Source organism: Propioniferax innocua (assembly GCF_006716235.1).
Classification (GTDB): Bacteria; Actinomycetota; Actinomycetes; order Propionibacteriales; family Propionibacteriaceae; genus Propioniferax; species Propioniferax innocua.
The window spans coordinates 471416-484030 of sequence record NZ_VFOR01000002.1 but is presented as its reverse complement, the minus strand read 5'-3'; the positions used below and the strand labels follow the sequence as shown (position 1 = coordinate 484030).

Sequence of the window (12615 nt, the reverse complement as noted above, 5' to 3'; positions counted from 1 at the left end):
GGACGCTTCTGGCAGGTCGAAGCCCGCTCACATGTCGAAGCGTGAGACGCCGGGGATGTCGGGCCAGTCCGAGTCGGGCATGGCCTCACTCAGCTGTTCGGATGCCGCTGTGCATGCCTCGCCGTAGAGTTTCAGGAAATCGGCGGAGAGCTCCTGCGCTGATCGTTGGGCGGAGGGCTTGCGCAGGACGACATCGGTCAGGCTTCCGGCTCCATTCACCGTGACGGTCATGGTCTTGCCCTCGGCACTGCCGGTGATCTCTGCGATGCGATGTCTCAGATCATCACTGTGCTGTTCAACCTGGGCCAGGGCCTGCTCCAGATCGGTCTGCCAGTCTCCCGTTGCGCTGCGTCGGGAATCGTCGTACCCCAGTTCGCGCAGCTCGGCGGCGATGTCGGTGAGATCCTCGTCGTCGAGCCCGGCGTCGGCCCACAGCTCTTCGACCGACGCCCATGGGAGTTTCTCGGGCTCGGTGTGCCCTGTGGGCCGCTGGTGGGGCTCTTCGGGATCGAGGCCCTGACCCGCCTCGCGGACATCGGGCGAGGCGCTCTCGCGCACGCCCGAAGCGACCCCGTCGAGCCCGATCGTGCTCAACGAATTCGCCAACTGGTCGTTGGAGCGGGCAGCGGCCCGGTGGTATGCGTCCATGAGGGAGGTGCGGACCTGGACAGGTGAGGCGCCTGCTGCCGCATCGGTGAACTCCAGCCCCAACACGCGACCGGCCTGGACACGGATCTTCACGTGCTTGTTGGAGACCTCCTTGGCCGTGGCCTGTTGAATCTCGGCGAGTTCGCGCGCCTGATCCTCCATCTGGGCCACGTACACGTTGAAGTCGTTGAGGAACTTGATCGGGTCGAGTCCGAATTGGGACATGCGCCCAATGTAGACGTTTCCGTCCGGGGCTCGCTCCTTCTGGCTGGAGCCTTCCGCATTGTCGGTAACGGTATCAGTTCCCTCTTTGGTCCATTGGTGTTCACCCGATCGTGGTGCAGGGGACTCCTGCCCGTAGGCGGTGAAGCCATCCTTGCTCCACGGGTGCCGCAAGGGTCGGCGTCCGTGGACCCAGCAGAGAGGTAGCCATGACATCCATTCGACGCCTGTTCCTGACGCTGCTCGCCGGACTGATCGTCCTCGGCGCAGGAATCATGCCGACGCATGCAGACGGTCCCGGGGCCGCGGACGACGGTGTCCTGTCGGTGCTGGTGGCCACCAACGAGCCCTACGGCACCTACCACGTGAAATCGATGGTGGACGAGGTGGAGGAGCAGGGTGGCCGAATGGCTCTCGTCGCCCCCGATCTTGACCACGTCGGTGACGATTCGGCCGTCGACGTCGTGACGTTGGACGAGGCCGCTGACTGGGGAGCTGATCTTCTGGTGGTCAACGGGGCCACCGAATGGCCGGCGGCCGTCGTCAACGAACTCGACACGCTTCCCGTGGTCGCCTCATCGTTGGCGTACCTCCAGCCAGAGGAGGCCGAGTTCGCTGCAGACATCCGGGAGCGCCTGGTGGGGGCCACTGCGCAATCCGCAGACGAGGCCGATGTCTTCGGGGCACACCTCGGGGTCGACCCGTCACAGATCGAGATCGTGGGCAATCCCTCCCTCGACGGGCTCGCGCCGCGGGACCCCCGACCGGGGACGGTTCTGATCGCCACCTCGGTGACGTATCCGGATGAGACCGGCGGGGCCGCGCCGGGCACCGAACTTCTGCTGGAGACCGCGAAGGAGCTGCAGGCGCAGGGCCGCCACGTGCGCGTCGGGCTCCACCCCCGTGAAGATCCTGCCCTGTGGGAGGGGTTCGAGATCGCCGAGGAGGGCACTTTGGCCGCTTCGGCCACGGCCGAGGTCGTGGTGGGCATCCCCGGGTCGATCTTTCCCCAGATCGCGGCGGTGGGGACGCCGCTGGTTGCCGTGATGGATCCAACCATGGAGGTCCCCGACTATCTGGTGGCGCTCTCGGCCGAGGCCTCCACGGTGGATGAGGCCGTCGCCGCAGTGGGTGATGCCTGGCGGCCCCGGCATGCCGAACTCGAGTCGATCGTGGGTCCTGTCGGTGGATCGGCCGAACGGCTCTGGGAGGCATGGGGCGAGGCTGCGGAAAGCGCACCGGGCGTTCCCGGTGCCGGTGAAGGGGGTCCGACCCCGGTGTCCGGCGACACCGATCCGAGTCACGACACGCCATCGCCGACCTCCGGGTCGACGAGCGTGGGGGAATCGGAGCCGACCGGTCAGCGTGGTCTGCCGAACACCGGGATCTGAGCCGTTGCTCAAGTGCGTGCCCCTTTGCGGATGAGGCGGATTCCTCCCGGGCCTTTGCACTCGTTTGGGTCGAGTGCTAAACATGGGTTAGCACTCACGCAGGGTGAGTGCCACCGTCAAGCAGGTGAGGCCGGGGGTGACCTCGGCCGTCCGTCGCGGGCATCGTCTTGGCGTTCCGCCCGGCACGCCCGGGCACCACTGATTTGACCAACCAATGGGGCCATGTGCCCCCGACGCGGGAGGTTTCCCGGAACCAATGTCCAAGCTTATTGAGTTCAACATCGAGGCCCGACGCGGCCTGGAGCGGGGCATGAACACCCTCGCCGACGCCGTCAAGGTCACGCTCGGCCCCAAGGGCCGCAACGTCGTGCTGGAGAAGAAGTGGGGCGCCCCGACCATCACCAATGATGGCGTTTCGATCGCCAAGGAGATCGAGCTCGAGGAGTCCTTCGAGAAGATCGGCGCCGAGCTCGTCAAGGAGGTCGCCAAGAAGACCGACGACGTCGCCGGCGACGGCACCACCACCGCCACCGTGCTGGCCCAGGCCATGGTCCGCGAGGGCCTGCGCAACGTGACCGCCGGCGCCAACCCGATGGGCCTGAAGAAGGGCATCGAGAAGGCCACCAAGGCGATCAGCGATGAGCTCGCCGCCATGTCCACCGAGATCGAGACCAAGGAGCAGATCGCTGCCACCGCGTCCATCTCGGCCGGTGACCCCACCGTCGGCGAGATCATCGCCGAGTCGATGGAGAAGGTCGGCAAGGAAGGCGTCATCACCGTCGAGGAGTCCAACACCTTCGGTCTGGAGCTCGAGCTCACCGAGGGCATGCGCTTCGACAAGGGCTACATCTCGCCCTACTTCGTCACCGATACCGAGCGCATGGAGACGGTCCTCGACGATCCGTACATCCTCATCGCCAACTCCAAGATCGGTAACCTGAAGGATCTCCTCCCGCTGCTGGAGAAGGTCATGCAGTCGGGCAAGCCGCTCGTCGTGATCGCCGAGGATGTCGAGGGTGAGGCCCTCGCCGGCCTGATCGTCAACAAGATCCGTGGCACCTTCAAGTCCGTTGCCGTCAAGGCCCCGGGCTTCGGCGACCGTCGCAAGGCCATGCTCGGCGACATCGCGATCCTCACCGGTGGGCAGGTCATCTCCGAGGAGGTCGGCCTCAAGCTCGACGCCGTCACTCCCGAGCTGCTCGGCCGCGCTCGTTCGGTGCGCGTCACCAAGGACGAGACCACCATCGTCGAGGGTGCCGGCGACGCCGACCAGATCGCTGGTCGCGTGGCCCAGATCCGCAACGAGATCGAGAACTCCGACTCGGACTACGACCGCGAGAAGCTCCAGGAGCGCCTCGCCAAGCTCGCCGGCGGCGTGGCCGTCATCAAGGTGGGCGCCGCCACCGAGGTGGAGCTCAAGGAGCGCAAGCACCGCATCGAGGACGCCGTGCGCAACGCCAAGGCGGCCGTCGAGGAGGGCATCGTCCCCGGCGGCGGTGTCGCCCTGCTGCAGGCCGCCAAGAAGGCCGGTGAGCTCGGCCTCGACAGTGACGAGGCCACCGGTGCGCGCATCGTCATCGATGCTGCTCAGGCCCCGCTCAAGCAGATCGCGATCAACGCCGGTCTCGAGGGCGGTGTCATCGCGGAGAAGGTCGGCTCGCTGCCGGCCGGCCAGGGGCTCAACGCGGCCACCGGCGAGTACGTCGGAATGCTGGATGCCGGCATCATCGACCCCGCCAAGGTGACCCGTTCGGCTCTGCAGAACGCCGCGTCGATCGCTGCGCTCTTCCTCACCACCGAGGCCGTCATCGCCGACAAGCCGGAACCGCTCCCCGCCGGGGGTGGCCACGCCGGCGACGAGATGGGCGGCATGGGCGGCATGGGAATGATGTGATCGGACGCTGACCCGCTTCAGCGCTGATTCGGCCCCGCCGAGTCGGTTCGGCCCGCTCCCTGTGAAGGGGAGCGGGCCGAACTGCGTCCTGGGCCGATGTGCTGTGATGGATCCGTGCGTATCGGCATCATCGGAACGAACTTCATCAGCGATTGGCTCGTGGCCGCCTCGGCGAAGGTGTCGCAGGTCGAGATCACGGCGGTCCAATCCCGCACTCGGGAGCGTGGTGAGGAGTTCGCAGCGCGCCATGGCATCGGCGTCGTCCACACCGATCTCGATACGATGCTCGCCGATTCCGGTCTGGATGCGGTCTATGTGGCGAGCCCCAATGCGGTCCACGCCGAGCAGTGCCTCGCAGCCCTGAGTGCGGGCAAGGACGTGCTGTGTGAGAAGACCCTCGGCGTCGACGCCGCTGAATGCGCCACGATCCTCGACGCCGCGGTCCAGCACGGCCGTGTGGTCCTGGAGGAGGTGCGGCCGCTGTTCGACCCGGCCTGGCAGGTGATCTCCGAGAACCTTTCGCTGGTGGGAGAGGTGCGTCGGGTCTCCTTCGAGAAGGGCCAGTATTCATCGCGTTACGACAAGTTCCGGGCCGGAACCATCGAGAACGCCTTCCGCCCCGAGCTGGGCAATTCGGCACTCGCCGACATCGGCGTCTACTCGCTGCAGCCTGCAATCGACCTGTTCGGTGCACCGAAGAGCGCCACCGCGACGTCGATACGGCTGCACAACGGTTTCGACGCAGCCGGAACGCTCCTGCTCTCCTACGACGACTTCCTCGTCGAGTGTGGCTATTCGAAGATCAGCACGTCGGCGCGGCCGAGCGTCATCGAGGGGGAACGGGGATCGATCCTGATCGATTCGGTGGCCGAGCCGGCCCGTGTGGAGTTCCTCGGGCGCGATGGGGAGCATCGGCTTCTGCTGGACGGGCCCCCTCGGAAGGCGCAGGACAACCTCCATCACGCCCTGGAGGTCTTCGCCGAGCTCTGTGCCGAGCGACGCGTCGAACACCGTTGGCGTGAGGTCACGATACGGTCACGGGAGCTGATGGATCTCACCCCACTTCTGCCTTCGACCTGACAGGTGGGCCGTGTGTGCCCCAAGATGAGCCCATGAGCTATGACTCCTTCCAGCCCCAGCAGCCTCAGCAACCCCAGCACCAGCCCAGCGCCAGTGGATGGGCTCCTGAGGGTCAGCAGCCCGGATCGATGCCCTCTGCCTCGATGCCGTCGGCCACCGAGCCGCCCGCCCAGTCGTATGACCAGCCCACGCAGGCCCAGCCTGCCTACGGCCAGGGTGGTTACGGCCAAGGTGGTCACGGTCAGGGCGGTTACGGCCAGAGTGGTTACGGGCAGCAGGCCCAGACGCAGGCGCAGCCCGCGCAGGGTGCCCAGCCGGGAGCCGGTGTCAACGCCGCCGGGAGTGCGCGTGGGGCGAAGGACGGGATCAAGGCCCTCTTCGACTTCTCGTTCGAGGCCTACGTGACGCCCAGCGTCGCGAAGATCTTCTACATCCTCGGCATCATTCTGGGCGTGTTCGGTTACCTCGGCAGCGTTATCGGCGGCTTCATGACTGTCGGCTCGATGGTCGACAGTCTCTCGTACATCATGGGCGGGGCCGGATTCCTGTACATCTTCCCCGTGCTGGGCGTCATCGCCAACCTGATCGGCCTGGCTGTCTATGTGATCGTGCTGCGCATGATCATCGAGACCGTCCTCGCGCAGATCCGCACCGCGCAGTACACCCGTGATCTGCTGGAGCGTGCTCGAGGAAACTGACCGACCCGACCGAGGGCGGGCCGATCACAGCCATGCGCCCGTCACCACGTGGCCGCCGGATATCCGATAGCCGATGTCGATGACCGGCGGCACGCCACACGGCCGCGTGTTCGAGGTCACTTCGACCTTGAGCGCGCGGCCGTCGACATTCGCGATACGGGCCTCGAAGAACCCGAGCCAGCCCCCGCCCATGCCGGTCCACAGCTTGTAGAGACTCTCCTTGGCCGAGAAGCCGAGCACATCGGGGACGCCTCTCTCGGCCAGTAGACGGCACTCCTCGGTGGTGAGCAGTTCCGGGACGGCCTCGGGGGGAAGTTCGACGGCTGGTTCGGCGTCGACGCCGAGGGCGCTCACATCGCCGCGTCGTGCCACCACGGCGATGCGCAGTCCGGTGCAGTGCGTGATGCTCCCGCAGTAACCCTTGGGCCATGCGGGGGAGCGATCCGGATGACGCTCGATGACCGCGTCGGCGGCCGCCGGACCCATGAACTCGGCCAGACACTCGCGTGCCAGCGTCCGGCCGGTGCGGAACTCGGCGACGCGCGACGGCACCGCCGAGCGGATCAGTTCCTGCTCCCGGGGGTGCAGTTTGCCCGGCACGTCTCCGGTGGACCATCGCACGGCCACGGCGTCGGGGAACAGGGTTCTCGGCACGCGACGATGATACGGCCAGGAGATCGGTGCCGGGACCGGTGCCACGACCGGGCCGGTGCTCGACGCCCTGACCCACGTGCCGCTCGACTACTGTTCGCCGATGTCAGCACCTGGTTCCTCGATCGGGCGCGGCAAACGTAGCCGCGCAATGGCGGTGAGGGCATGGGCGTCGATGACATCGATGACGTCGGCCTCGGGTGGGGGCGATGGATCACTGGGGCGTTCGCCGTGCATGACGTGCCGGCGCATCACTATTCGATCCTGCGTGAACCGGCCCTGGATCACGTCGTGCCCATGATCGACGAGGCCCTTCGTGTCCATGGAGGGGAGTCACGAGCGCAATATTAAGAGAATGGTTATCATCTGCTATTGCGCTTGAGATCCGCACCGTCATCCGTCCAGGAGGAACCATGATCACGACCCGACGCCGCTTCATCGCACTCGGTGGAGCCTCGATGGCCGCCGCGCTGCTGACCGCCTGTGGGGGTGGAACCTCGACCGGCGACGGCAAGGGTGAGGGGTCCGCCGGAGGGGCCTCCGGCGGAACACTGGCCTTCGGCGCGGTGAGCGCCGGGGCCGCGATGGCGACCGACCCGCACGGCAGTCTGTTCAGTGAATCGGACTGGTTCGCCATGAGCTGCCTGTATGACCAGTTGTTGCTGGAGGAGAAGGGTGAGTTGATCCCGAGGCTCGCCACCGAGTGGACCGCCAACGACGACGCGACGGTCTGGACGTTCAAGCTCCGTGACGACGCGGTGTTCGCCGATGGTGAGCCGGTCCGGGCGGCCGATGTGCTGCACTCGATGAAACGCATGAACGACCTCGCGGCCGAGAACGGGATGCGTCTGGGGACGGTCGACGTCGAGAAGTCCAAGGCGATCAGCGACACCGAACTCGAGATCGCCACCATGTCTCCCGACGCCGAGCTTCCCTCCGCGCTGGCGGGCAACGTGTTCGTGGTCCCCGAGGGCGTCGAGAAGTTCGATGAGCCCGCAGGGGGAGGCGCATTCCTGCTCGAATCCAGTGACGGAACCACGGTGGTGCTCAAGCGCAACCCCGAGTGGTGGGGCGGCCAGGAGGGCGCCGAGACCGTTGAGATCCGTGGCTTCAGCGATCCGCAGGCCATGTCCCAGGCCATCACCACCGGTGCGCTGCAGGCGGCTTCGTCGCTGGCGCCGGCGGCGGCCGCGTCGGTCGAGAAGGCGGGGGACCGTTTCACGGTGCGCCGCCGTGAGGGGGCCGAGTGCTACCCCCTCCTGCTGCGCATCGACGCCAAGCCCTTCGACAAGCCGGAGGTCCGCAGGGCGATCAAGATGGGGCTGGACCGGCAGGCTCTCGTGGACACCGTCTTCCTCGGCTACGGCGTGGTGGGCAAGGACATGATCAAGCACAATCAACCCGGCGTCCCCGATGCACCCGAGATCGAACGTGATGTCGAAGGGGCCAAGAAGCTGATCGCCGACGCCGACCTCGGTGACGACGCCAAGCTCGTGCTTCACACCACGCAGGCCTACCCGGGCATGGTGCCCACCGCGACGCTCGCGGCCGAGCAGCTGGCCGAGATCGGGCTGGAGGTGGAGGTGACCGAACACGCTCCCGATGAGTACTGGAGCGGCGTCTACATGGTGGAACCGTTCTGCGTCGGGTACTGGACCGACACCTCCTTCGCCACGACGGTGCGGCAGACGGTGCTCAGCACCTCGGCGTTCTCCGAGACCGGATGGTCGGACAAGGAGTTCGACGCCGACTTCGCCGACGCGATGTCGACCACCGACGAGGCCGAGCGCAACGAGAAGATCGGCAAACTCCACACACGCATGGCCGCCGAGGGCGGTTGGGTCGTGTGGGGCTTCGGTGACGGTGTCGACGTGACCGCCGCGGGGGTCGAGGGATGGGCCGATGGTCGTGCCCGTTACTGCCTGGACAAAGTCACCGCCGGGTGATGCGCGCGGCGTGGCATCTGCTGCGTTCGGTCGGGACCATCGTGGTGGTGGTCTCGACCGTCTTCGTGCTGACCTCCCTGCTTCCCGGTGATGCCGCGTCGGTGCAGGCCGGCCCCGACGAGGAGGCAGCCGCCGACATCCGTAGGGGGCTCGGTCTGGAGCGCCCCTTGGTGATCCGGTTGGTGCTCTGGTGGGGGCACACCCTGCGCGGTGACCTCGGGCAGTCGTGGTTGGATCGGGCCGATGTCGCCGACAGGCTCGCGCCCCGGCTGCTGACCTCGGCGGCCGTGGCGGCCCCGGCCTGGTTGTTCGCCATGGCTGGTGCCGTGGTCCTGGCCCTGATCCTGGGAGGCCTGCGCGGACGCGTCGTGCAGCGCATTGGAACTGGTGTCGTGGCGGCGATCGCCGGGGTTCCCGAGGCGGTCCTGGTGGTGGCATTGGTGCTGTGGCTCGCGGTGTCGTGGCAGATGGTGCCCGCGGTCTCGTTGATGACGCCAGGGGTTCCTCCCTGGGAACAGCCCGAACTGCTGGTGCTGCCGACGCTTGCTCTGGCGATCCCGGCGATGATGTTCGCCACCCGTGTGCTGACCGGCGTCGCCGAGGAGGTGTGGCAGCGACGTGTCCCCACCTCGGCGCTCCGGCGAGGTGTGTCGCCGACGCGGGTGGCCTGTGTGCACGTGTTGCCGGCCATGACACCCGCGCTGGCCCAGGCCGCGGCGATCTCGGCCGCCGGCATCCTCGGTGCCGGGACGGTGGCCGAATCCCTTCTCACTTACCCGGGCATCGGACAACTGCTGGCCTCGTCGTTGGCCGCCCGCGACCTGCCCGTGGTGCAGGGCGTCGCCCTGGTGTTGGCCACACTCGCGGTTGGCGTGTTCTGGGTGGCGGATCAGGCCGCGATGATCGCGAGCCGGAGGGTGCGTCGATGAAGATCCGCGTCTTGACCACTCTCGCCGTCTCACTCACCCTCATCGGCGTCGTCGCGTTCGGGCCGATACTGGCCCCCGCGTCGGTCACCGAGACCGGGTCGGTGCCCTGGGACCCGTTCACCGGCCTGCTGGGGACGGACAATCTGGGGCGTGACGTGTGGTCCCGGCTGCTGGCCGGTGGCGTCGGGTTCCTCCCCGCGCTTCCCCTGGGAATCGCCACGACGCTGGTAGCGGCGGTGGTGGCACTGATCGCGTGTCAGAGCCCACGTCTGGGTGCTGTGCTGGCGCAGGCGTCGGCCTCCCTGCTCGCGGTCCCCAGCGCGGTGGTGGTGCTGTCGGCGGCGGTGTTGTTGCCCAGTTGGGCTGCGGTGGGACTGGTCATGACCGTGTTGGGGATTCCGCTGTCTGCACGTCAGCTGCATGCCGCCGCCGGGCCCCTCGCGTCGTCCGGTTTCGTCGAGGCAGCACGTCTGCGTGGGGAGTCTCGTCTGCTCGTGGCGGTACGTGAACTGGCTCCAGCGCTCTCTCCGGTGGTCGTGGCCGACATGGGCATCCGGTGCGTCGCGGCGATGCATCTGTTGGTGGGGGTGCACGTCCTCGGGCTGGGGCCACAGGCACCCTCGCCGGACTGGGCCCTGATGATCCGTGACAACATCTCCGGTGTCCTGCTCTCACCGGTGGCGACGCTCGCCCCTGCGATCGCGCTCTCGTTCCTTTCATTGGCCCTCCTCGCCGGTCTGGATGCGGCGGCCGAACTCCTTCGCCCGCCCGAACCCCACGCTCAACGTGGATGGAGCGATGCGACCACGACCGGGACCGACACCGAGGCATCGGTGCACCTGTGTGATGTCGAGGTGCGACGCGCGGGCCGCATCGTCATTCGGGTGCCCCGTTTCGTTGTGCGCCCCGGTGAGGTCGTGGGCATCCAGGGACCTTCGGGCGTCGGCAAGTCGACGCTGCTCGGTGTGTTGGCCGGTGATCCCGCGCCGGGGCTGCACGTGAGCGGAGAGATCTCCTTGGGTGGCCGTGGCCTCGCGGAGGCTGGCCGACGCTGCTGGCGTCGTACCAGCATCGGTCTGGCCGAGCAGGACCCCGGCGACACCATCGACGCGCGACTCACCGTGCGTCAGGTGATCGCCGATGGGCGACCCGAGTCGGCGACCGGGCCGATCGACGCCACCCTCTTGGACCGGGCGGGGCTGCCGGCCAACCTGCTGGACCGACCGGCGAGGCTCTCCGGTGGTCAGGCGGCGCGCGTCTCGATGTTGCGCGCCCTGTGCTCCGACCCCGAGGTGCTGCTTCTCGACGAACCCACGGCGGGCCTCGAGAGTGGATCGATCGCAGCGGTCACCCGGCTGGTTCGTGAACGGGCCGAGACATTGTCCGGCGCGACGGTCGTCGTCAGCCACGACGAAGCCTTCCTCGCGGCCGTCTGTGATCGGGTGGAACACGTGGTGCCCGGCGCGGAGGGCGGAACGGTCACCGACGACCCCGCGGAGGGGGAGGACATCACCGATCTGAGCCTGGCGACACCCACCGAATCCGGTCTGCTGCGTGTGGACGGCCTCGATGTGGCCACCCCCGATGGTCGGCTGCTGCTGGAGGACGTCACCTTCGAGGTCGCAGCCGGGGAGATGCTCGCGGTGCAGGGACCCTCGGGGCTCGGCAAGAGCACACTGCTGCGCACGATCTGTGGGCTGCACCCCATGCGGGCCGGGACGCCCACGCCGCCTTCGGAGGTCATCGCACCGGAGGAGATCGGTCTCGTCGCCCAGGATGCGGGGCTCGCGCTCAACCCGTTCTGGTCCATCGGACGTCAGGTCGCCCGAGCGGGCGCGGGCTCATCATCACGAACAGGCGCAGGATCGACACAGCCCCTGGCCGACCTCAACGTCGCAGAACTGGCCGGGCGCCGACCGGGGGAGTGCTCCGGCGGACAGCGTCAGCGGGCGAACCTTGCTCGTTCACTGGCGGGGGAACCCGAACTGCTGCTTGTGGATGAACCCACTGCTGGGCTGGACGCCCGTGCGGCGCGCACGGTGTTGGAGATCCTGGCCGAGCAGGCGCGCCGTGGCCGTGCCGTTGTCATCGTCACGCATGACCCCGACGTGGCCTCGGCGTGCCACCGTGTGCTGCACGTCGAGCGGTTCAGCCCAAGTTCTGGGTGAACAGTTCGGTCTCGATCCAGATGGCTGCGGTCTGGCCCTGACCCGCGCTCGTCGCGACGAAACCGACAGGATTGGGCAGGTCACGGAGCTGCGTGGCATCCCCTGCGGCGTACACCCCGTCGACGCCGGTGCGGTGCTGGGCGTCCACCAGGATGCTGTCCCAATCGGGGTCGATGTCGCACCCGAGATCAGCCCCCAGCGGGGAGGACTGACGCGCGTCGGGACGATGGAAGATCACCTCGCGCTCGTGCGTCGTCCCATCGGCCATCAGCAGTCGCAGGGTGGGCTCCTCACCCTCGATTCCCGTCACATGTCCATCGACGATACGGACGTCACCGGCCTGGGCCAGCGCGAGCATCTTCGCGTCGATCTCCACCCCGTCGAGGCGATAGAGGGCCACGTCGTCGCTGAAGCGGTCGGCGAGGTAACGGGCGAACACGGCATCGGCGGCCCGCAGCGCCACCACACCGATCGTGCGGCCGCGTGACTCGAAACCATGACAGTACGCGCAGTGGTAGACGCCGCGCCCCCACCGTTCAGCGAGCCCGGGAAGGTCGATGAGGTGGTCGGTCATACCGGTGGCCAGCAGGATGCGGGAAGCCTGGATCTCACGATCATCGTCGAGGCGGAGGACGAATTCGCCGACCGAGCCGGTGATCGTGGTGACGGTTCCGGAGATCTTGTCGATGTGGTCGTAGGCGTCCAGTTCGGCGGTGGCCAGAGCGCGATACTCCGATGGAGGGAAGCCATCGCGCGAAAGCACCATGTGCATCTCCCGCGCCGGGGCATTGCGTGCCCGGCCCGAGTCGACCAGTGCGACGCGGCGCTGCTGCCGACCGAGCACCATCGCGGCACTGAGACCGGCCGGGCCGGCCCCGATGACCGCGACATCGTGACGATCGGCTTCGGGACGATCGGCTTTGGGGCGGTCGCCGGCGGTGTCCTGCTCGTCGGCGGTGGAGAACGGTGTGGTCATGATCGGGTCCTT

Annotated in this window: 11 protein-coding genes; 7 read left to right on the top strand and 4 right to left on the bottom strand. The window is 67.6% G+C overall.

What is annotated here, in order from left to right; all coding sequences use genetic code 11:
* Positions 1-27: 27 nt before the first annotated feature.
* Entirely contained in the window at positions 28-873 is an 846-nt protein-coding gene (locus tag FB460_RS08920; RefSeq protein WP_142093773.1) for a YbaB/EbfC family nucleoid-associated protein, read from the bottom strand.
* Positions 874-1079: 206 nt separating this feature from the next.
* On the opposite strand from FB460_RS08920, the gene FB460_RS13200 reads away from it, so the two are divergent.
* From FB460_RS13200 to FB460_RS08900, 4 genes are all read left to right on the top strand, one after another.
* The gene (locus tag FB460_RS13200) at positions 1080-2261 is read left to right on the top strand and encodes a hypothetical protein (RefSeq protein ID WP_211345924.1); all 1182 of its coding nucleotides are present in this window, start codon (positions 1080-1082) and stop codon (positions 2259-2261) included.
* A gap of 256 nt (positions 2262-2517) precedes the next feature.
* The gene (groL, locus tag FB460_RS08910) at positions 2518-4155 is read left to right on the top strand and encodes a chaperonin GroEL (protein ID WP_142093772.1); all 1638 of its coding nucleotides are present in this window, start codon (positions 2518-2520) and stop codon (positions 4153-4155) included.
* 114 nt (positions 4156-4269) lie between these two features.
* Entirely contained in the window at positions 4270-5235 is a 966-nt protein-coding gene (locus tag FB460_RS08905; RefSeq protein ID WP_170210025.1) for a Gfo/Idh/MocA family protein, read from the top strand.
* Between the two features lie 32 nt (positions 5236-5267).
* Positions 5268-5933, top strand: a complete 666-nt coding sequence (locus tag FB460_RS08900) for a DUF4282 domain-containing protein (protein WP_142093770.1) — start codon at positions 5268-5270, stop codon at positions 5931-5933.
* 24 nt (positions 5934-5957) lie between these two features.
* Here FB460_RS08900 and FB460_RS08895 read toward each other — a convergent pair whose 3' ends face one another.
* Positions 5958-6587: a 4'-phosphopantetheinyl transferase family protein gene (locus FB460_RS08895; protein WP_142093769.1), complete on the bottom strand. Its 630-nt coding sequence runs from the start codon at positions 6585-6587 to the stop codon at positions 5958-5960.
* An 87-nt stretch (positions 6588-6674) separates the two neighbouring features.
* On the bottom strand, positions 6675-6908 hold the full coding sequence (locus FB460_RS08890) for a hypothetical protein (protein WP_142093768.1): 234 nt from the start codon (positions 6906-6908) through the stop codon (positions 6675-6677).
* 89 nt (positions 6909-6997) lie between these two features.
* On the opposite strand from FB460_RS08890, the gene FB460_RS08885 reads away from it, so the two are divergent.
* Genes FB460_RS08885 through FB460_RS08875 form a run of 3 tightly spaced genes read left to right on the top strand, consistent with a single transcriptional unit; the run spans position 6998 to position 11627 of the window.
* The gene (locus FB460_RS08885; protein WP_142093767.1) at positions 6998-8530 is read left to right on the top strand and encodes an ABC transporter substrate-binding protein; all 1533 of its coding nucleotides are present in this window, start codon (positions 6998-7000) and stop codon (positions 8528-8530) included.
* Positions 8530-9459: an ABC transporter permease gene (locus FB460_RS08880; protein ID WP_170210024.1), complete on the top strand. Its 930-nt coding sequence runs from the start codon at positions 8530-8532 to the stop codon at positions 9457-9459. The genes FB460_RS08885 and FB460_RS08880 overlap by 1 nt, the downstream gene beginning before the upstream one ends.
* Entirely contained in the window at positions 9456-11627 is a 2172-nt protein-coding gene (locus tag FB460_RS08875) for an ABC transporter ATP-binding protein/permease (RefSeq protein ID WP_142093765.1), read from the top strand. The genes FB460_RS08880 and FB460_RS08875 overlap by 4 nt, the downstream gene beginning before the upstream one ends.
* On the opposite strand, the gene FB460_RS08870 is transcribed toward FB460_RS08875, so the two are convergent.
* Complete coding sequence (locus tag FB460_RS08870; protein WP_142093764.1) at positions 11608-12603, bottom strand: NAD(P)/FAD-dependent oxidoreductase; 996 nt, start codon at positions 12601-12603, stop codon at positions 11608-11610. The two genes, FB460_RS08875 and FB460_RS08870, sit on opposite strands and share 20 nt — an antisense overlap.
* Between the last annotated feature and the right edge of the window lie 12 nt (positions 12604-12615).

What these genes read in the sequence shown, in the direction of transcription:
- FB460_RS08920 (WP_142093773.1), bottom strand. Translation starts at nt 873, where the DNA reads ATGTCCCAATTCGGACTCGACCCGATCAAGTTCCTCAACGACTTCAAC.
- FB460_RS13200 (WP_211345924.1), top strand. Translation starts at nt 1,080, where the DNA reads ATGACATCCATTCGACGCCTGTTCCTGACGCTGCTCGCCGGACTGATC.
- groL (WP_142093772.1), top strand. Translation starts at nt 2,518, where the DNA reads ATGTCCAAGCTTATTGAGTTCAACATCGAGGCCCGACGCGGCCTGGAG.
- FB460_RS08900 (WP_142093770.1), top strand. Translation starts at nt 5,268, where the DNA reads ATGAGCTATGACTCCTTCCAGCCCCAGCAGCCTCAGCAACCCCAGCAC.
- FB460_RS08890 (WP_142093768.1), bottom strand. Translation starts at nt 6,908, where the DNA reads ATGGACACGAAGGGCCTCGTCGATCATGGGCACGACGTGATCCAGGGC.
- FB460_RS08885 (WP_142093767.1), top strand. Translation starts at nt 6,998, where the DNA reads ATGATCACGACCCGACGCCGCTTCATCGCACTCGGTGGAGCCTCGATG.
- FB460_RS08880 (WP_170210024.1), top strand. Translation starts at nt 8,530, where the DNA reads ATGCGCGCGGCGTGGCATCTGCTGCGTTCGGTCGGGACCATCGTGGTG.
- FB460_RS08875 (WP_142093765.1), top strand. Translation starts at nt 9,456, where the DNA reads ATGAAGATCCGCGTCTTGACCACTCTCGCCGTCTCACTCACCCTCATC.
- FB460_RS08870 (WP_142093764.1), bottom strand. Translation starts at nt 12,603, where the DNA reads ATGACCACACCGTTCTCCACCGCCGACGAGCAGGACACCGCCGGCGAC.